We start from the raw sequence: 18858 nt of genomic DNA, 5'->3' as shown, positions 1-18858 counted from the left end.
ATTGATATTGTGCAGGTATCGGTTTTTCTCGAACCGTGGCCAACTGGCTCGCCAGAAAGCAGAATGGGCTACAATGCCGGGTTTTTATCTGCGGAGAGTAATTGTGACCGACATCCCTAACGCCTTGACCACCCGGCTGCGGACAGTGCGCGATTACATTCGTTGGGCCGTGACACAGTTTCACGGCGCGGGCTTGTTCTTTGGGCACGGCACTGACAACGCCTGGGATGAGGCTCGCCAGCTAGTTCTGGGGGCGCTGCATCTGCCGTATGAAATCGCTGACAGCTACCTCGACTGCCGTCTTGAAGATGACGAACAGGTCAATCTGCGCGAGTTGTTGCGACTGCGTATTGAGGAGCGTGTACCGGCGGCTTATCTGCTTGGTGAGGCTTGGTTCTGTGGGCTGCCGTTTATCGTAGATGAGCGCGTGCTTATCCCGCGCTCGCCGATTGCTGAGCTGATCGACCAGCACTTCGCCCCGTGGCTGCCTAAAGAACCGACGCGGATTCTCGATTTGTGCACCGGCTCGGGTTGCATCGGTATTGCCTGTGCGTACGAGTTCCCGGAGGCTGAAGTGGTGCTGGGCGATCTGTCCTTCGATGCGCTGGAAGTGGCCAACCAGAATATCGAACGGCACGAGCTGGGCGAGCGTGTTTATACCGTGCAGGGCGATGGATTTGCCGGTCTGCCAGGGCAGCGCTTCGATCTGATTGTGTCTAACCCGCCTTATGTGGATGCAGAGGACTTTGCCGACATGCCGCCTGAGTACCAGCACGAGCCCGAGCTGGGGCTGGCTTGTGGTGATGATGGCCTGGATCTGGTGCGACGCATGCTGGCTGAGGCGGCCGATCATCTCAATGAGCAGGGCGTATTAATCGTTGAGGTGGGCAATAGCCAGGTTCATGTCGAAGCTTTGTACCCGGAAGTAGATTTCACTTGGCTGGAATTCAGCCGTGGTGGTCACGGCGTATTTCTGCTCGGTGCCAAACAGTGCCGTGAGCATCAGGCGCTCTTCCGTGAGCGTCTGAACGGCTGATCATCGCAGGCTGAGAAAACGGTTGAGCAAGGCGCGTAAGGCGGCAGGCTTGACCGGTTTGGGCAGGAACTCAAGCCCGGCCGCACGCACTTCGGCAATCAGTTCCGGGCGGCCATCTGCGCTGATGACCACGCCAGGTACGTTTTCCTCAAGGTGTTCGCGCACCCAGTTCATCAGGTTCGTGCCGGTATCGCCGTCGTCCAGGTGATAGTCCACCAGCACCACTTGCGGACGCATGTCCTCGCTCAGCAGGTGCTCGCATTCCAGGCGGTTACGCGCTGTCCACACTTGGCATCCCCAGCGCGAGAGTAAGCTGTCCATGCCAGTCAGGATGGTGTCCTCGTTGTCGATGCAGAGCACGCGGGTGCCGGCGAGTGCTTGAGTTCCAGCTTCTTTTGCTCGGCGAGGCTCCTGACGGGGAGTTTCAGTCACGGCGGCTACTGGCACTGTCACGCTGAATACGCTGCCTTTACCCAGCCACGAACGTACTTCTAAGCGGTGGTCGAGCACCCGGCAAAGGCCGTCAGCAATGGCCAGGCCCAGTCCAAGGCCTTTTTCGGCCCTGGTCTGGTGGCTGTCCAAACGCTTGAACTCTTCAAAGATCACTTTGCGCTTTTCTTCCGGGATTCCTGGGCCTCGATCCCACACTTCCAGGCGCAAGCTGTTGCCGCTGCGACGCACACCTAGCAGGACGTGACCTTTGGCATATCGGAAGGCGTTGGTCAGGAAGTTCTGCAGAATCCGTCGTAGCAGTTTGATGTCACTGTTGATCAGTTGTCGACTGCCGCGCAGACGGAAAACCACGCCTTGCTCAGCGGCCAGTACCTTAAATTCGGCACCAAGGGTGTCGAACAGATTGTTCAGCGCAAACGCCTGGCGCTGCGGGGTAATGCGACCATTCTCCAGCCGGGAAATATCCAGCAGGTCGCTGATCAGGTCTTCAGCCGAGCGCAGGGAGCTGTCCAGATGGCGGACCAGCTCCCGAGTGTCCTTGGGGAGTTCCTGTTCGTGGTGGGACAGGGCGGCGGAGAACAGGCGGGCGGCGTTCAGGGGCTGCATCAGATCATGACTGACAGCCGCAAGAAAACGGGTCTTGGACTGGTTAGCGTTCTCCGCATTGCCCTTGGCATCGATCAGCGCCAGGTTCAGAAGTGACAGCTCCTGAGTGCGCTCGAGTACCCGTTGCTCCAGGCTTTCATTGGCCTCTTTAAGGGCTCGTTCTGCTTCGCGGAATTCGGTGATGTCAGTGAAACTCATCACGAAGCCACCGCCGGGCATGGGATTTCCAATCAGCTCGATCACCCTACCATTGGGGAACAGCCGCTCGGATGTGTGTGCTGTTCCCTGGCGCATCCAGTACAGACGTTTGTTGACGTGGGCATCAATATCGCCGGCACCAAGCAGGCCTCGTTCAGCGTTGAAGCGGATGATGTCGCCAATCGGTCGGCCGACATAAATCAGGCCTTCGGGGTACTCGAACAATTCGATATAGCGGCGGTTCCAAGCCACCAGATGCAGGGACTGGTCTACCACGCTGATGCCTTGGGTGATGTTTTCAATCGCCCCTTGCAGCAGGGCGCGGTTGAACTGCAGCACTTCCGAGGCTTCGTCGACGATGCGCACCACATCTTCGACGTGCATTTCACGGCCTTCGATCGCGGCTTTAACCACGGCGCGGGTTGAGGATGCGCCCAGTACACCAGCCAGCAGTCGTTCGGTATGGGCCACCCAGTCACTGGTTGATGGTTGGTTGGGATCAAAGGGTTTGCCCTGACGCCGGGCATAGCGGACAAAACTCTGCTGGGCCCGTTCCTCGCCGACAAAACGACTGGCCAGCAGAAGCAGGTCACTGACCTGAACGGCCAGTAGGTTGCGGTTACTTGAGCGGCTGCCGAGGTCATTGCCGATAAAGCGACCAGCCTGCCAGTGGTCCGTCACCCGTGTACGGGAGAATGAGGATACCCAGGCAAACAGGATGAAGTTGCCCGCCAGTGACAGCACAACGCCGCGTGTTTGTGGGTCAACATCAACGCCGATGGGCGAGTAGAGCAGGGTTGGCAAGCCAGGCAAAACGTCTAGCGGCAGGCCGACGCTACTGGCAACCAGTGGCATGACCAGGGTGTACAGCCATATCAGCGCGCCCAGGCCCAGACCGGCAAATACGCCCTGACGGTTGGCCTGTTTCCACACTAAGGCGCCGAACATGGCCGGTGCCAGCTGGCCGATGGCGGCAAAAGAGACCTGGCCGATGGTGGCGAGGCTGGCGTTGGAACCAAGCAGGCGGTAACAGACGTAGGCCAGTAGCAGAATCAGCACAATGCTGACCCGGCGAGCGGTGAGCATCCAATGGCGGAAGGCCTCAAAAGGTCGTTCGGTGTTCTGGCGGCGCAGCAACCATGGCAGCAGCATGTCGTTGGAGATCATGGTCGAGAGCGCCACCGAGGCAACAATCACCATGCCGGTTGCGGCTGAAGCACCGCCGATAAAGGCCAATAGCGCCAGGGTTGGGTGTGACTGGGCCAGGGGCAGGCTGATTACGAACGAGTCTGGGCTGATGCCGCTGTGGAACAGCATTTTTCCGGCCAGGGCGATGGGCAGCACAAACAGTGCAGCCAGAATTAGGTAAGCCGGGAACACCCAGCGGGCGAGGTTAAGGTCTTTTGGCTCAGTGTTTTCAACTACCGTAACGTGAAATTGCCGGGGCAGGCAGACAATGGCGATCATGGCCAGTCCGGTCTGTACCAACATGGCTGGCCAATTCACGCTTTCCTGCCAGTACCCCTGCAATTCATTGGTGGCTTTGGCCTGCTTGATCAGGTCATCAAAGCCGTCGTACATGCCGTAGGTCACAAAGGCACCTACGGCGAGAAAGGCCAGCAGCTTGACCAGTGACTCAAAGGCTACCGCCAATACCATGCCGCGATGGTGTTCGGTCACATCCAGGTTACGCGTGCCGAACAAGATGGTGAAAAGCGCTAGGATCAGCGAAACCACTAGCGCGGTGTCCTGAGCGTTGGTGCCGATCACCTGGGCGTCTTCACCAATCAGCAGGTTGACACCGAGCACAATGCCTTTGAGCTGCAAGGCAATGTAAGGCAGGACACCAACCAGGCAGACCAGCGCCACCACAACGGCAAGGGTCTGCGATTTTCCATAGCGCGCGGCAATAAAGTCGGCGATTGAGGTGATGTTTTCCTGTTTGCTGATCATCACCATTTTTTTCAGCACCCAAGGTGCAAAAACCATAATGATGATTGGCCCAAGGTAGATCGGTAGGAACTGCCAGACTTGCTCCGCAGCCTGGCCAACCGAGCCGAAAAAGGTCCAGCTGGTGCAGTACACCGCAAGCGATAAGCTGTAGACCCAAGCGCGCAGTTTGGGCGGCAAGGGTTTGGCCCGGCGATCGCCATAGAAGGCGATGGCAAACAACACTGCCATGTAGAGCAGGGCAACAACGGCAATCAGCCCGCTGGAGAGGGTCATGCACACTCCTGAAGAGAACGACGGTTTAACAACCAGTTTGACGCCTGAAAGGCAGTGAGAATACTGCAAATTCAGGCGAAGACGTTTCTCAGTGTGCCTATTGATGGGGCGACTAAGGTCGAGTCTGCTTCCGCTGAGCAGGCGTCAGATGGCTTCAACAACAAGAGCAGGAATTACGATGCAGACCATTAGCTGCAGAAAAAGATAGCCAAAGAAGGCACCAATTCCGCCAAAAAATGCTGCAACTACAGCAGTTAAGAGCATGAAGATGCTGCCCACTACCATTCTGAACAAGACCAGCCAGCCTGAACCACCTGAGCGGCGTCCTTCATACTCGGCCTTGATGATGATGAAGCTGAAACAAACTGAGATTGCCACCATAAAACGGGCAGGGTTGATCATGAACCACTCGAATAGGGATACAAGCATCGTACTTCAGGTCCATAGCTGAACTTTTGTGCAATATCTTTGCACAAAAGCCTACTAGCAGACACCCGCATTCACATACGTATTCATTTTGTTAAGCGCCGAGGCAACATCATGTTTAAGCCACAACTGGTCACCCTTCAGCGTGGAGCGCTACGGATTGAGCCGCTGGCCGAAGCCGATATTCCGGCGCTGGTCACGTTGGCGGAAAGCAATCGCCAGGAACACCGCTACATGAGCGGGACGCTCCGCCTGGACTGGTACCGCGAGGCACTTGCGAATCAGCGGGATGGTCTTGCGATTGTGTTTGTGGTGCGCCTTGGTAATGAAATCGTTGGTACGACGCGCTTTGCCGACTTCAACAACAGTTTGCCCAGTGCCGAAATCGGTTGGACATGGCTGGATCAGAAGCAGCACGGTACGGGCCTCAACAGCATGCTCAAATATCTGATGCTCAGGCACGCTTTCGAAGGCTGGAACATGGTTCGTGTGCAACTGAAAACCGCCGCCAGTAATGTGCGTTCACAGCGGGCGATTGAGAAGCTTGGTGCACGCCGTGAAGGGGTGTTGCGTAATCATCGTCGTCTGGCCGATGGCCGTTTGGATGACACGGTTATGTTCAGCATTACCGACGAAGAGTGGCCAGCGGTGAAGCGCCAGCTGGAGCAGCGCTTCAATAGCTGAGGTATTCAGTTAGTTGCGATCCAGATTAATAAGGATGCCTGGAAGACGCTGAAAACCACCAGACAAGCGATGGTGAAGCGCAGGCCGCCGTCTTCACGTTTGTATGTGGCAATGCGCTCTTCCAGCTTGCGGATTTTATTGTCTTGCTCATGTAGGTTGTGGTCGGCTTGCTCAAGCATGCTGGCCGCATCGACTAGGCTCAGGATCTGTACCTTCTCTTTATTCCAGTCGGGATGCAGTGAACTTACCCGTTGGGCTGTGCATTGGGCCTTCATCTGCAACGGGTCCGGGTACTCAATGGTAAATCCTTGTGCCATCAGGGCATGGTCGCGGCGGGTGCGAGCGTCTTCACTGAAGGCATCCTTACTGGGCAGGACTATTGGTGCTACTTGGTAGTGGGCGTAGTTTCGACGTGCCCACGCTGCGCACTGGGCCAGCATAAAACGGCCAAGGCCACGGTTTTCAGGCACGGTAGATAGGCCTTTGTCGGGGCCGAAACGGATGATCTTTTCCTCATGATTGGCCCAGACTTCCACAACATTCTGTTCTTTATGTACGTGCTGGTCAGGCAGGTGCAGGGTCAGACGCAGAAGGCTGTCGAACTTGTCACTTCGCTCAACGCGGCCCAATTGGATAAAGCGCAGCGGGCGCGGGCCGGTGACTTTGTCTACTGGCAGTGGAGCCAAACGCAGTAGGCGAAACTCCTCAGGTGGCAACTCAGCCCAAGGATGCGCCTCTTCGAATTCTTGATTTTCAGCAGAAGCGTCTGCTTCTGGCGCGGTTGTGTCGGTCATAAACGGCTGTCCTATACGCGATCTTACTGATTGATCGCCTGGTTTCTGCGCTTATCGGCCATTTTGGTACTAACTAGAGGGTGGCTCATTGCTATTGCGCTTAATAAATTGCCCGATAGTTTCACCCAAACCCGCTGCCAGCGGTAGTTTTGGATTGTTGTAACTGGCAATTTGCGACTGCAGATCGGCCTTGGTGATGCGCAGGACATGGTTCATACCGGAAACCAATATCTGCTCGGCGTCAGGCTTTGCAGCGCTGAGAGCCAGGGCATCTTCAATACTGACCTGAATATCGTGACTGCCTTGCACAATCAGGGCAGGAATGCGTAGGCGGGCAAAGGCTTCTGCCGGATTCTGGCGCAGCAGGGAGATCAGATAGGGTTGCACGCTGGGTCTGAATAGCACTTGCAACTGCTCAGGGATTTGCTCGGTGGTCTGGCCTGCAAGTAGCTGGTCAAGAATGGTGTTGCTCTGCGCACGTAATGCGGGCGGCAGGCGGGTGGCAATTTGCTCGCGCAGTACTTGATCAATCGGTCGCCCAGTCCCGGCCAGAGAGACCACGGCTGAGGCTTGCGCTTCTGGGGCTGCCAGGCTGGCAATCAGCGCGCCTTCGCTGTGGCCGATTAACACCAAGTTGCTGAAGTCCGGGTCCTGCCTGAGTAGGTGGCCCCAGGCAATCGCATCATTGACGTAGGCCTCCACGCTCAGGTCTTGCTCGTTGGGTGTAGCGGCGCGGCTGGCGGCAACGCCACGTTTGTCATAGCGCAGGCTGGCAATGCCTTGTTTGGCCAAGCTTTGCGCCAGACGTTTGAGGCTGTCGTTCATGCCACCTTCGGGGTTATTGCCATCGCGATCAGTCGGACCGCTGCCTGCGATGAGCAGGGCGACGGTATGTGGCGGTTCGCCAGCGGGCTTTAACAGGGTGCCGAACAAGGTGCCCTGTTCGGTTTGCAGGCGCATGGGCAGTTGGGTGCTGGTCTGAGGACTGGCCTGAGCCAGAGCGCTGCCGAGGAGGAGAGACAAGAGAAGTGCTCGCAACATAGTGAATGACTACCGGGAGGAGTTACTTGGATGCACAACTCGGCCTAAGGTTCGGCGTGAACTGAATCGGCACCGCGGTTATACTCGCACGCTATACTTTAGTGGAGTGCCGCGTCCTGCGCGCGGGCTCTGGGCTGATTTTCGCGGAGCGTTTTGCACATGTCCGGCAATACCTACGGCAAGCTGTTTACTGTCACCACCGCTGGCGAAAGCCATGGCCCGGCGCTGGTCGCCATTGTTGATGGCTGCCCGCCGGGGCTGGAGCTGAGCATTGAAGACATGCAGCGTGATCTGGATCGCCGCAAGCCGGGTACTAGTCGCCACACCACCCAGCGTCAGGAAGATGACCTGGTTGAGATTCTCTCCGGCGTTTTTGAAGGCAAAACCACCGGCTGCTCCATCGGTTTGCTGATCCGCAACACCGACCAGAAGTCTAAAGACTACTCCGCGATCAAAGATTCCTTCCGCCCAGCCCATGCGGATTACACCTATCACCACAAATACGGTATCCGTGATTACCGTGGCGGTGGCCGCAGTTCGGCTCGTGAAACCGCCATGCGTGTGGCCGCCGGTGCGATTGCCAAGAAGTACCTGGCCACTCAGGGCATTGTGGTACGCGGTTATATGAGCCAACTCGGGCCGATCGAGATTCCGTTCAAAACCTGGGACAGCGTTGAGCAGAATGCCTTCTTCTGCCCGGACCCGGACAAGGTGCCGGAGCTGGAAGCCTACATGGACCAACTGCGTCGCGATCAGGACTCGGTCGGGGCGAAGATCACAGTCGTCGCTGAAGGCGTCAAACCCGGTTTGGGCGAGCCGATTTTCGACCGTTTGGACGCAGAGCTGGCCCACGCCCTGATGAGCATCAACGCGGTTAAAGGTGTAGAGATCGGTGCAGGTTTCGCGTCAGTGGCCCAGCGTGGCACTGAGCACCGTGATGAGCTGACCCCTGAAGGTTTCCTGTCCAACAACGCGGGCGGCATCCTCGGCGGCATTTCCAGTGGCCAGCCGATTGTTGCCCATCTGGCGTTGAAGCCGACTTCCAGCATCACCACTCCGGGCCGAACCATTGATATCAATGGCAACCCACAGGATCTGATCACCAAAGGTCGCCACGATCCATGTGTTGGCATTCGTGCCACACCTATTGCTGAGGCGATGATGGCCATCGTACTGATGGATCACCAGCTGCGCCACCGCGCGCAGAACGCTGATGTACGGGTGAGCACCCCGGTTTTGCCGCAACTTTGATCTGTAATCCAGGCCGGGCAAGTCCCGGCCTTTCCTGTTTGGGCTGCGGATGGCCGTTGAGCCTCTGACATGAAAACTGAACTGCCTTATTGGCGTCTCTCCGGTTTCTACTTCTTCTATTTCTCCCTGCTTGGAGCTACAGCGCCGTTTCTGTCGCTGTATTTCGATCATCTGGGTTTTTCCGCTGCGCGCATTGGCGAGCTGGTGGCCATTCCCATGTTGATGCGCTGTTTTGCGCCGAATATCTGGGGTTGGTTGGGGGATTACACCGGGCGGCGCCTGGCGATTGTGCGTTTTGGTGCGATCTGCACGTTACTGAGTTTCGCCGGGATATTCTTCAGCCAGAGTTATGCCTGGCTGGCGCTGATCATGGCCCTGCATGCGTTCTTCTGGCACGCCGTATTGCCGCAGTTTGAGGTGATTACCTTTGCTCATTTGCGCGATAAGGCTGAGCGTTACAGCCAGATTCGGCTGTGGGGCAGCATTGGTTTTATCGTCGCAGTGGCAGGCCTCGGCTGGCTCTTTGAGCAGGTCAGCTTGGATGCTTATCCGTGGGCACTGGTGCTGATTATGGCCGGCATTGTGCTGGCCAGCTTGTGGGTACCCAGGGTGCAAGCGCAGGCACGCAGTAGCGGGCACCATGGTGGATTTCTCAAGTTGCTGTGGCAGCCGCAGATTCGAGCGTTCTATCTTTGCGCTGGGTTGATGCAACTGAGTAATGGGCCGTATTACACCTTCCTCAGCCTGCATCTGGAGAGCCTCGGCTATGCCCGCAGTACCATTGGTCAGCTTTGGGCGCTGGGAGTGATGGCTGAGATTGTGATGTTTATCTTTATGGCGCGAATTCTTGCTCGGTTTTCGTTGAGCACGGTGCTGACAGCGAGCTTTTTGATTACCGCAGTGCGCTGGCTGTTGCTGGGCAATCTGGCTGATCATGTGACTGTGCTGTTGTTCGCGCAGGTGATGCACGCAGCCACCTTTGGCAGTTTTCACGCGGCGGCCATGCATTTTGTTCAGCGCAGTTTTCCTGAGCGCCTGCAAGGGCAGGGGCAAGCGTTGTACGCTGCGCTGGCGGGTGTTGGTGGAGCACTGGGGGCTTTGTACTCCGGTTATAGCTGGCATGGGCTGGGCGCTGCCTGGACCTTCAGCATCGCCAGCGTGTTTGCAGTGGCGGCCGCAGTGATTACCGTCCGCTATGTGGGTAATCAGCGGGTTGACGCTGCCTGATCCAAATTCCATTTTTTGAAGAGTATTTGATATGAGCAGCCTGATCGTTTTTCACCAATCCACCCCGCAGGTGCCAAACAAGCTGCTGACCCATGTGGAAGACATTACCAGCACGCTCGCTGCGGCTGGCATCACATTTGCCGAAGTTCCAGTACAGAAACGGGTGAGCCCCGGTGAGCCGGAAGAGGCTCTGCTAGCGTCCAGTCAGGCGCAGCTTGAGCAGCTGCAGGCAGCCCATGGTATGGCCAGCGCTCAGGTGCTGAGTGTGTGTGATGAGCGTGCTGAGGGCAGTCCGCTGGCCGATAGCTTGCGTGTCGAACAACGCTGTGCAGCGAGACAGGTGGTGTATGCGCTGGCTGGGCGCTGCCAGTTGATGCTCAACCTGGGTGAGTATATTTACGGTGTGGTGCTGGAGAAGCAGGGTTTAGTAGTGGTGCCTGCCAATACTCCTTTCTGGCTGGATGGCGGCGAAAACCCGCGTTTCGCTCTGGCACGCCTGTTTGAGACGGAGCAGGTGCCTGCATTTGAGGTGGTAGAAGGGGATTTCGCCGGGCGCTTTTTCCGCTTTGATCAGTTCTGACAGGCGTTCAGCATTACTCAACAGAGTGTCTATCCTGAAGAGGTAAACCTTTTAAACAGGAGTGACACGTATGGGCTCTACATTTAGCGGGCTGTTGGGCTTGGTGATTTTGGCGCTGGATATCTGGGCGATCATCAGCGTCATCAAAAGCAATGCCGAAGTCGGGATTAAGGTGTTGTGGATCATCTTGATCGTGCTGCTGCCAGTGGTTGGCCTGATTATCTGGGCACTGCTGGGCCCCAAGGGCACGGTCAAGTTGTAAAGGAACGGCAGGACTTAGTTTGCCGAATAGTCCTGCCACAAATATGCCGCCGCATAGGCCCGCCAGGGGCGCCAGTCTTCTGCCCGGGCCTGTAGCTGTTTGGCGCTGATGCCGGATGCTCCCCAAATCGGTGCCTTAAGCAGACCTAAGTCACTGGCTGGGAACGCATCGGCCTCGCCAAATGCGCGCAGGGCAATGTATTCAGCTGTCCACGGGCCAATTCCCGGTAGGCAGCATAGCTTTTCAACAAAGGCCGTATGGCCTTGTCGGACATCTAAAGTCAGGACGCCGGACGCCACCTGTGTGGCGAAGTGCTGCAGGCAATTCACGCGACGTGTAGGCATACCGATTCCAGTTAAATCCGCATCTGCAATGGCTACGGCGCTGGGAAAGAGGCGCAGCAAATGGGGTGCCTCAGTTGCGATCAAGTCGCGACCAAGCCGTGCGATCAAACGGTTGGTGATGGTGACGGCGGCTTTGACCGTCACTTGCTGCCCAACGATTGCCCGCACAGCTTGTTCAAACGGATCCCAAGCAGTGGGCAAGCGCAGGCCGGGGTGACGGGCGACCAGTTGGCTCAGCAAAGGGTCGCGGGAGAGGTGCTGTGCAATAACTGTCGGCTGGCAATCCAGATCAAACATACGCCGCACACGGGGGATCAGATCTGACCAGGACTCATGCAGGCTGGAGCTGACTGTTAATTGAATGGCGGGTTGATCGCTAAGTGCCTCAACTCGAAACCAGCCGCTGACACCATTTAGCTGGACACTTCGGCTATAGGCACGCTCGGCCAGGTGCTCAACCCCAGGCAAGGCGCGTAGGGCGTAATGGTCGTGAAACTGTTGCCAGTTCCATGGGGGATGATAAAGCAGGCGTTGCTGGGCTGAGGTGACCATGGCGATTGATTTGGCGTAATTGGTTGTGCGTGGCACGTTTCAGAATGCCTATGACGGTCAATACATTGCACGGGCATTTGTACGAACGGTCGATGAGTCTGTCTAGGGCTCATGCAGGCAAACGGTTGCGTTAAAGACTACCCGGAAATTTAGGGTGGGTTCGGTTTGCTGGGAATGGGGCCATGTCTGGGCGTGTGAAGAACATGCTAGTGGCGTGTCTGGAATTTACGTTCATTCGTCATAGTGAAGTACATTCAACCAACAAATGGACCGCTACAAGGATCGATATGGCGACTGTTAGCCGCAGCGATGCACAAAAACGCGCAGATGAAATAGGTATTTTCAACCGTGAATTAGGCCGGCTTGAAGGTGAGGGTGTGCTGCATTTATCGGACCAGCAGCGCAGCAATCTGCATCGTTATCAGGAGCAATTGCTCAACCGTTATCTGGAAGCGTTTGATATCGACCGTGATCGGCAGACGCGCCAGCTTTCTTTGGGTATGCGTATCGCTTCATTGCTCGGGGCCTTGGCCTTGGCGGCGAGTGTGTTCTTCCTGTTTCAGCAGTTTTGGGCTGACTTTACGCCAACCACGCAAGTGGTTGTGCTGGTTGCGACGAGTTTGGCGACCTGCTGCCTGACCTTTGTGTTGCAGCGTCTGGATGGGACGGGCTATTTCAGCAAGTTGGCGGCGTTGGTGGCGTTTACCAGTTTTGTCCTGAATCTGGTTTTGCTGGGGGACATTTTCAATATCGAGCCTTCTGCTGAGGCGTTTTTGCCATGGGCGGCGTACGGGCTTTTGCTTGCGTATGGCTGTAATTCGCGGTTATTGCTGATTTTGGGGGTGGGTTGCGCAGGGATTTTTGCCGCATCTTGGCTGGCTACACTTGGCGGGGTGGCATGGGATGATTTAGCAGAGCTGCCTGAGAGTTTCATGCTGCCAGGTGTTGTGATTTTTGCCCTGTCATTTGTGTTGCGGCAGCGCCAGTTTGATGGCTTCGCCGAAGTCTACAGAGCCATTGGCATGCTAGGGGTTCTGATTCCAGTGCTGTGCTTGTCGTATTGGGGGCAGGGCAGCGTTCTGCCGTTGTCTGCCGATACGGTCGAGGTGCTGTACCAATTTATTGGATTTGCCTTGGCTGTTGTCTTGATTTACCTGGGCATTCGCCGTGACTGGCCAGAGGTGATCAACCTCAGTGTGGGTTATTTCGTGTTGTTCCTGTTTATGAAGATGGTGGATTGGTTCTGGGATTATCTGCCCAGCTACCTGTTCTTCCTCATGGTGGGGGCATTCGCAGTGGCGGTTTTGTTGGTGTTGCGCCGCCTGCGCTATCGCAACGGCTTTCGCAATGGAGGTGTGTGATGGCGCGTCGTAGTCGTAATGCGCTACTGATGGGGTTGGCGCTCGTAGTGGGGGTTAATGCTGCGGTCTTGGTTGGGGCTTACAGTAATCGAGAGCAGCCCGCCGACAGTGTACTGACCTTGTCAAACAGGGAGTTGGGATCTTCCCTGAGAAGCCAGGCGGGTCTATCTACCCGCACGGTTAATCTGTGGCTCGGTTACCGTTGGTTTGGGCAGAGTGCGCAGGAGTCGCGTATTCCGGCTGAGCACTTGCCGGACTTAGGATTTGCGGTTGATCCGGGGCAAGGTGGTTGTGAACTAATGGATAGCCAGCGGCGGCAGGTCAGAACGGGGTTTCTGGTGTTGGAAATGAACGGGATGGCGTATCGACGGAGCTTGGACGAAGCGCGTGCTGTCCAACGACAGGCTGCTGCCCAATTGAGAGCTAAGCCCCAATCGGAAGCGCTGCAGAAGGCGCTCAAAGAGGCTGACAAAGCCCTTTCGCATGAGCTCAATGTAGCTAGCCGTCTGTTTGCTGTTGATTTGGGATTGGATCGCCAGGCGCTGCGAGCACAGTATTCTGATACATCGCGTTATGCGGTGATTGGGGCGCAGTTCAGGCTGGGAGTTGCTGCCTCATATAACGGTGAACAGGAATGCAGTTATTACGCCTATGCCAGGCCAGTTGTTCAGCGAATATCTGTTCCACGAAACTACCGTCACATCTTCACTGATGACGCTTGGGTGAGCGGGCAGCAGGGCGAAAGAGCCTTTACCGCCAGTATTGCCTGGGGAAGTCGCCTGGAACCCTGGTTGTTGAGTGCTCAGCGTTTGGCGCAGTGAGTAGTTGTACGACCTTCGTTGAATTGGCGTGTTGAGGCGTCTTCTCCAGACTTGCGGAGCTCCCAGTGTCTGCGTGATCTGTGGGTGAACATTTGTCCAGTCCTACCCCGGAATGGATCTCCTGTGGCGACCTTTAGGTCGCCATTTTTTTGTCTGACAAATCTGCTTAGACTATCGTCGCAGCGCGCTAAGACCATGGTCGAATGCCCGTGGATAGGGCTCTGACTCCACAATTACAGTCAGAACAACAACTGCCCACCGAGGTATTTTCAATGAGTGCTGCGTCCTTGTATCCCGTGCGCCCTGAGGTGGCTGCTGCGTCGCTGACTGATGAGGCGACCTATAAAGCTATGTATCAGCAGTCGATTATCAACCCGGATGGTTTCTGGCGTGAGCAGGCCAAGCGGATCGACTGGATCAAGCCCTTCACTAAGGTCAAGCAAACATCTTTTGATGATCACCACGTCGATATCAAATGGTTTGCTGACGGCACCCTGAACGTTTCTTACAACTGCTTGGACCGTCATCTTGAAGAGCGTGGCGACCAGGTAGCAATTATCTGGGAAGGTGACGACCCTTCCGAGCATCAGGAAATCACATACCGTCAGCTGCACGAGCAAGTCTGCAAGTTTGCCAACGCATTGCGCGGCCAGGATGTGCACCGTGGTGATGTGGTCACCATCTACATGCCGATGATTCCGCAAGCGGTCGTCGCCATGCTGGCTTGTGCACGTATCGGTGCCATTCACTCGGTGGTGTTTGGAGGCTTCTCGCCTGAGGCGCTTGCCGGGCGGATCATCGACTGCAAATCCAAGGTGGTCATTACCGCAGATGAAGGCGTGCGTGGTGGCAAGAAAACCCCGCTGAAAGCCAACGTCGACGATGCTTTGACCAATCCTGAGACCCACAGCGTGCAGAAGGTGATTGTCTGCAAGCGCACCGGCGGCAACATCAAGTGGAATCAGCACCGTGATATCTGGTTTGAAGACCTGATGGCAGTTGCCTCCAATCACTGTGCGCCGAAAGAAATGGGTGCAGAAGAGGCGCTGTTCATCCTTTATACCTCGGGTTCGACCGGCAAGCCGAAAGGTGTTCTGCACACCACTGGTGGTTATCTGGTGTATGCATCGATGACCCATGAGCGTGTGTTTGATTACCGCCCGGGCGAGGTTTATTGGTGCACCGCGGATGTGGGTTGGGTCACGGGCCACAGCTATATTGTTTACGGCCCGCTGGCGAACGGTGCGACGACGCTGCTGTTTGAAGGTATTCCTAACTATCCGGACATCACCCGCGTATCGAAGATTATCGACAAGCACAAGGTGAACATCCTCTACACCGCACCGACTGCAATCCGCGCAATGATGGCAGAGGGTTCGGCTGCAGTTCAGGGTGCTGATGGTTCCAGCTTGCGTCTGCTAGGTTCGGTGGGCGAGCCGATTAACCCGGAAGCGTGGAGTTGGTACTACAAGACTGTAGGTCAGGAGCGCTGCCCGATTGTTGATACGTGGTGGCAGACCGAGACCGGCGGCATTCTGATCAGTCCGTTGCCTGGCGCAACTGCGCTTAAACCGGGTTCGGCAACCCGTCCGTTCTTTGGTGTTCAGCCTGCGCTGGTCGACAATCTGGGTAATCTGCTGGACGGTGCCACCGAAGGCAATCTGGTCATCATCGATTCCTGGCCGGGACAGGCGCGTACGTTGTACGGCGATCACGACCGCTTCGTGGATACCTACTTTAAGACCTTTAAGGGTATGTACTTCACTGGTGACGGCGCGCGTCGTGACGAAGACGGCTACTACTGGATCACCGGCCGTGTTGATGACGTGCTCAACGTCTCCGGTCACCGTATGGGCACCGCCGAGATTGAGAGTGCGATGGTGGCTCACCCGAAAGTGGCCGAGGCTGCTGTTGTGGGTGTTCCGCATGACATTAAAGGGCAGGGCATCTATGTCTACGTCACCCTCAATGGTGGCGAGGAAGCTTCAGAGCAGCTGCGTATGGAGCTGAGAAACTGGGTACGCAGGGAGATTGGTCCAATTGCCACGCCTGATGTGATTCAGTGGGCGCCGGGGCTGCCGAAAACCCGCTCGGGCAAAATTATGCGCCGAATCCTGCGCAAGATTGCAACGGCTGAGTACGACAGCCTGGGTGATATCTCCACGCTGGCTGATCCTGGTGTGGTGCAACATTTGATTGATACACACCGTGAGATGAGTGTTGCCTGATCCGGCTGCTCGATAGTATGAACGCCCTGCATGGCCATAAGCTGTGCGGGGCGTTTTCATTGCGCGAACCAGATTGGGTCGTTGTGACACATTCAGGTGCAGAATTTACTCATTGTGTATGCCGCATTGGGTGGCGTTGGCCCGAGCAGCCCTGAAATTAGTGGTTTCTTGGGCTTGGCGCGTATATTGCTTTTACGCTAGGTTTGATAAAAATCTCTCAAGCATGTTCGGCATTCTGTGTCAATATGCCTGCCTTGGGCCTCTTGGGCTTTTGTAATTACTTGTCGCATTCGAGAAATATCGACTTTGTCGTCGTAGATAGAATGCCGCTCACTCGTCTGATGCCGCTTGCGCTGTGCGCATTCAGGCTGGCGCCCCACTACAATTCATGCATGGTTATCGGTCATCCATCCTGCTCATGCGGGTAGGCGAGCCCATCCAAGGAGTTAATTAATGAAGAAGATTGCACTGCTCGGCGCGCTGGCGCTGTCTATGCTGTCTCCGCTGGTTATTGCAGATGAAGCCAAGCCTCTGCGCATCGGTATTGAGGCGGCCTATCCGCCGTTTGCGTTTAAAACTCCGGATGGAAAGATCAGTGGTTTTGATTACGACATCGGTGTAGCGCTGTGCGAGGAAATGAAGGTTGAGTGCAAATGGATCGAGCAGGAGTTCGATGGCCTCATCCCGGCGCTGAAAGTCCGTAAGTTCGACGCTGTGCTGTCTTCGATGTCCATCACTGAAGACCGCAAGCGTTCAGTTGATTTCACCGGCAAGTACTACGCCACGCCCGCCAAGCTGGCGATGAAAGAGGGTGCGGTGCTGAATGATGTGAAAACTGATCTGAAAGGTAAAAAGATCGGTGTGCAGCGTTCTTCCGTTTACGACCGTTACGCCACTGATGTTTTGGCCAAAGATGGTGCTGAAATTGTCCGTTACACCTCGCAGAATGAGGTTTTCCTGGATCTCACTGCTGGGCGTCTGGATGCAACGCTGGCTGACTCGGTGAACATCGAGGATGGCTTCCTGAAGACTGACGCTGGTAAGGGCTTCGCCTTTGTGGGGCCGGATTTCACGGATGTGAAGTACTTTGGTGAAGGTCAGGGCATTGCTGTGCGTAAAGGTGACAAAGTGCTCGCTGAGAAGATCAGTGCGGCCATTCTGGCGATCCGTGCCAATGGTAAGTACAAGGAAGTACAGGACAAATACTTCGGCTTTGACGTATACGGCAACTGATACGTCCAGCTCTCTGAGGTTTTAGAAAGTGGCGTAAACCGTGATTAAGGGTTTGCGCCACTTTTTTCATTCTGTTTCAGGCGCTCTGCGTTTGTATGAGGTAGGCGGTGCATGCTTAACGGCTACGGCTTAACCATCCTTGAAGGGGCTTGGGTCACTCTGGCGCTTGCGCTGACGTCGATGGCGGTTGCGATTGTTCTCGGGCTGCTGGGGGCGGCTTGCCGGCTGTCTCCGGTGAAGTGGCTGTCTATTCTGGGTGAGACATACTCCACCGTCATTCGCGGTATCCCTGATCTGGTTTTGATCCTGCTGATCTTCTATGGAGGTCAGGATATGGTGAATCGCTTGGCCCCCATGGTTGGTTATGACGATTACATCGACATTAATCCGTTTGTTGCCGGTGTATTCACGATGGGCTTTATCTTCGGGGCATACCTGTCAGAGACGTTCCGTGGAGCCTTTATGGCGATCCCTAAGGGTCAGGCTGAAGCAGGTCTGGCCTATGGCTTGAGTAACCGTCAGGTATTTTTCCGGATTCTGGTTCCGCAGATGATCCGCTTCGCGATCCCGGGGTTTACCAATAACTGGCTGGTGTTGGCCAAGGCTACTGCGCTTATTTCGGTGGTTGGCTTGCAAGACATGATGTTCAAGGCCAAAAGTGCAGCGGACGCTACCCGTGAGCCATTCACGTTTTACCTGGCAGTGGCAGGCTTGTATCTGGTGATTACCAGTGTGTCCCTGCTGGCCCTGCGTTACCTGGAAAAACGCTATTCGGTCGGCATCAAAGCCGCTGAGCTGTAAGAGAGGGCGCAGCGATGATTTTTGATGTGAATGTGATCTGGGAAAACCTACCGCTTTATTTTGAAGGTCTGGTCGTTACCCTGAAGCTGTTGGTGATTTCCTTGGCCTTAGGCTTAGCGGCTGCGGTCCCGCTGGCACTGATGCGGGTGTCGAAGTCGGCGTGGGTGAACTTTCCCGCCTGGCTCTACACCTATGTGATTCGTGGCACTCCGATGTTGGTGCAGTTGTTTCTGATCTATTACGGACTTGCCCAGTTTGATTGGGTGCGCGAAAGCAGCCTGTGGCCGTATTTCTCCAGTGCGACCTTTTGCGCGTGCCTAGCGTTTGCAATCAACACCAGTGCCTACACGGCCGAAATTCTGGCTGGCAGTCTGAAGGTCACGCCGCACGGTGAGATTGAGGCCGCCAAGGCGATGGGCATGTCGCGTGGCAAGTTGTATAGGCGCATTTTGCTGCCATCGGCGCTGCGTAGGGCGCTGCCGCAGTACAGCAATGAAGTGATCATGATGCTGCATAGCACCAGCTTGGCGTCGATCGTCACCCTGATCGATATCACTGGAGCGGCGCGAACGGTGAGCTCTCAGTATTACCTGCCATTTGAGGCGTTTATCACGGCTGGCCTGTTTTATCTGGTATTGACCTTTATTTTGGTCAGGCTGTTTAAGCTTGCCGAGCGCCGTTGGCTGTCCTATTTAGCGCCACGTAAATCCTGAGGCCGGTTACGACCGAACATT

17 protein-coding genes are annotated in these 18858 nt (G+C 55.9%); 12 read left to right on the top strand and 5 right to left on the bottom strand.

The genetic code is table 11. The annotated features are described in order from the left end of the window. Nucleotides 1–124: 124 nt before the first annotated feature. Nucleotides 125–1036: a 50S ribosomal protein L3 N(5)-glutamine methyltransferase gene (gene prmB, locus AO726_RS00240; protein ID WP_241492054.1), complete on the top strand. Its 912-nt coding sequence runs from the start codon at nt 125–127 to the stop codon at nt 1034–1036. Here the strand turns inward: prmB and AO726_RS00235 are convergent, their stop codons facing one another. Beyond that, nucleotides 1037–4519, bottom strand: coding sequence for a hybrid sensor histidine kinase/response regulator (locus AO726_RS00235; RefSeq protein ID WP_058066056.1), 3483 nt, complete (start codon nt 4517–4519; stop codon nt 1037–1039). It lies immediately after the preceding gene. A gap of 144 nt (nt 4520–4663) precedes the next feature. Further along, on the bottom strand, nt 4664–4921 hold the full coding sequence (locus tag AO726_RS00230) for a hypothetical protein (protein WP_206542493.1): 258 nt from the start codon (nt 4919–4921) through the stop codon (nt 4664–4666). A 138-nt stretch (nt 4922–5059) separates the two neighbouring features. Between AO726_RS00230 and AO726_RS00225 the strand changes: the two genes are divergently transcribed. Further along, nucleotides 5060–5629 (top strand): GNAT family N-acetyltransferase, encoded by a 570-nt coding sequence (locus AO726_RS00225; protein WP_058066054.1) that lies wholly within the window; start codon nt 5060–5062, stop codon nt 5627–5629. A gap of 5 nt (nt 5630–5634) precedes the next feature. Here AO726_RS00225 and AO726_RS00220 read toward each other — a convergent pair whose 3' ends face one another. Continuing rightward, on the bottom strand, nt 5635–6423 hold the full coding sequence (locus tag AO726_RS00220) for a hypothetical protein (protein WP_058066053.1): 789 nt from the start codon (nt 6421–6423) through the stop codon (nt 5635–5637). Nucleotides 6424–6492: 69 nt separating this feature from the next. Next, nucleotides 6493–7464 carry an alpha/beta hydrolase gene (locus AO726_RS00215; RefSeq protein WP_058066052.1) on the bottom strand — a complete coding sequence of 324 codons (972 nt, stop codon included), beginning with the start codon at nt 7462–7464 and terminating at the stop codon, nt 6493–6495. A gap of 159 nt (nt 7465–7623) precedes the next feature. Between AO726_RS00215 and aroC the strand changes: the two genes are divergently transcribed. From aroC to AO726_RS00195, 4 genes are all read left to right on the top strand, one after another. Next, the gene (gene aroC / locus AO726_RS00210; protein ID WP_058066051.1) at nt 7624–8715 is read left to right on the top strand and encodes a chorismate synthase; all 1092 of its coding nucleotides are present in this window, start codon (nt 7624–7626) and stop codon (nt 8713–8715) included. A 69-nt stretch (nt 8716–8784) separates the two neighbouring features. Next, nucleotides 8785–9942 (top strand): MFS transporter, encoded by a 1158-nt coding sequence (locus tag AO726_RS00205; protein ID WP_058066050.1) that lies wholly within the window; start codon nt 8785–8787, stop codon nt 9940–9942. Nucleotides 9943–9973: 31 nt separating this feature from the next. Next, complete coding sequence (locus AO726_RS00200; RefSeq protein ID WP_058066049.1) at nt 9974–10522, top strand: hypothetical protein; 549 nt, start codon at nt 9974–9976, stop codon at nt 10520–10522. Nucleotides 10523–10592: 70 nt separating this feature from the next. Further along, nucleotides 10593–10784: a PLDc N-terminal domain-containing protein gene (locus tag AO726_RS00195; RefSeq protein WP_058066048.1), complete on the top strand. Its 192-nt coding sequence runs from the start codon at nt 10593–10595 to the stop codon at nt 10782–10784. A 14-nt stretch (nt 10785–10798) separates the two neighbouring features. Here the strand turns inward: AO726_RS00195 and AO726_RS00190 are convergent, their stop codons facing one another. Then, nucleotides 10799–11680: a DNA-3-methyladenine glycosylase family protein gene (locus AO726_RS00190; RefSeq protein ID WP_058066047.1), complete on the bottom strand. Its 882-nt coding sequence runs from the start codon at nt 11678–11680 to the stop codon at nt 10799–10801. A 287-nt stretch (nt 11681–11967) separates the two neighbouring features. Between AO726_RS00190 and AO726_RS00185 the strand changes: the two genes are divergently transcribed. The 6 genes from AO726_RS00185 (at nt 11968) to AO726_RS00160 (ending at nt 18837) form a co-directional block, all read left to right on the top strand. After that, nucleotides 11968–13041: a DUF2157 domain-containing protein gene (locus AO726_RS00185; RefSeq protein WP_058066046.1), complete on the top strand. Its 1074-nt coding sequence runs from the start codon at nt 11968–11970 to the stop codon at nt 13039–13041. Next, entirely contained in the window at nt 13041–13862 is an 822-nt protein-coding gene (locus AO726_RS00180; RefSeq protein WP_058066045.1) for a DUF4824 family protein, read from the top strand. Before AO726_RS00185 ends, AO726_RS00180 begins: the two co-directional genes overlap by 1 nt. A 272-nt stretch (nt 13863–14134) precedes the next feature. Continuing rightward, nucleotides 14135–16090, top strand: a complete 1956-nt coding sequence (acs, locus tag AO726_RS00175) for an acetate--CoA ligase (RefSeq protein ID WP_058066044.1) — start codon at nt 14135–14137, stop codon at nt 16088–16090. A gap of 453 nt (nt 16091–16543) precedes the next feature. Next, entirely contained in the window at nt 16544–17323 is a 780-nt protein-coding gene (locus AO726_RS00170) for an ABC transporter substrate-binding protein (protein ID WP_058066043.1), read from the top strand. Nucleotides 17324–17434: 111 nt separating this feature from the next. Next, complete coding sequence (locus AO726_RS00165) at nt 17435–18124, top strand: ABC transporter permease (protein ID WP_058066042.1); 690 nt, start codon at nt 17435–17437, stop codon at nt 18122–18124. A gap of 14 nt (nt 18125–18138) precedes the next feature. Next, nucleotides 18139–18837 carry an ABC transporter permease gene (locus AO726_RS00160; protein ID WP_058066041.1) on the top strand — a complete coding sequence of 233 codons (699 nt, stop codon included), beginning with the start codon at nt 18139–18141 and terminating at the stop codon, nt 18835–18837. Nucleotides 18838–18858: the final 21 nt, after the last annotated feature.

It is taken from the genome of Pseudomonas sp. TTU2014-080ASC, from assembly GCF_001446935.1.
GTDB lineage: Bacteria > Pseudomonadota > Gammaproteobacteria > Pseudomonadales > Pseudomonadaceae > Aquipseudomonas.
The sequence above is the reverse complement of the archived record's forward strand: the minus strand, read 5'-3'. Positions and strand labels throughout refer to the sequence as shown.

Bases quoted from the DNA above. Each gene is read 5' to 3' on its own strand.
- AO726_RS00215 (WP_058066052.1), bottom strand. From the start codon at position 7,464: ATGTTGCGAGCACTTCTCTTGTCTCTCCTCCTCGGCAGCGCTCTGGCT.
- AO726_RS00195 (WP_058066048.1), top strand. From the start codon at position 10,593: ATGGGCTCTACATTTAGCGGGCTGTTGGGCTTGGTGATTTTGGCGCTG.
- AO726_RS00165 (WP_058066042.1), top strand. From the start codon at position 17,435: ATGCTTAACGGCTACGGCTTAACCATCCTTGAAGGGGCTTGGGTCACT.
- AO726_RS00185 (WP_058066046.1), top strand. From the start codon at position 11,968: ATGGCGACTGTTAGCCGCAGCGATGCACAAAAACGCGCAGATGAAATA.
- AO726_RS00225 (WP_058066054.1), top strand. From the start codon at position 5,060: ATGTTTAAGCCACAACTGGTCACCCTTCAGCGTGGAGCGCTACGGATT.
- AO726_RS00235 (WP_058066056.1), bottom strand. From the start codon at position 4,519: ATGACCCTCTCCAGCGGGCTGATTGCCGTTGTTGCCCTGCTCTACATG.
- AO726_RS00180 (WP_058066045.1), top strand. From the start codon at position 13,041: ATGGCGCGTCGTAGTCGTAATGCGCTACTGATGGGGTTGGCGCTCGTA.
- AO726_RS00220 (WP_058066053.1), bottom strand. From the start codon at position 6,423: ATGACCGACACAACCGCGCCAGAAGCAGACGCTTCTGCTGAAAATCAA.
- AO726_RS00230 (WP_206542493.1), bottom strand. From the start codon at position 4,921: ATGATCAACCCTGCCCGTTTTATGGTGGCAATCTCAGTTTGTTTCAGC.
- AO726_RS00200 (WP_058066049.1), top strand. From the start codon at position 9,974: ATGAGCAGCCTGATCGTTTTTCACCAATCCACCCCGCAGGTGCCAAAC.
- aroC (WP_058066051.1), top strand. From the start codon at position 7,624: ATGTCCGGCAATACCTACGGCAAGCTGTTTACTGTCACCACCGCTGGC.
- AO726_RS00170 (WP_058066043.1), top strand. From the start codon at position 16,544: ATGAAGAAGATTGCACTGCTCGGCGCGCTGGCGCTGTCTATGCTGTCT.
- acs (WP_058066044.1), top strand. From the start codon at position 14,135: ATGAGTGCTGCGTCCTTGTATCCCGTGCGCCCTGAGGTGGCTGCTGCG.
- AO726_RS00160 (WP_058066041.1), top strand. From the start codon at position 18,139: ATGATTTTTGATGTGAATGTGATCTGGGAAAACCTACCGCTTTATTTT.
- AO726_RS00190 (WP_058066047.1), bottom strand. From the start codon at position 11,680: ATGGTCACCTCAGCCCAGCAACGCCTGCTTTATCATCCCCCATGGAAC.
- AO726_RS00205 (WP_058066050.1), top strand. From the start codon at position 8,785: ATGAAAACTGAACTGCCTTATTGGCGTCTCTCCGGTTTCTACTTCTTC.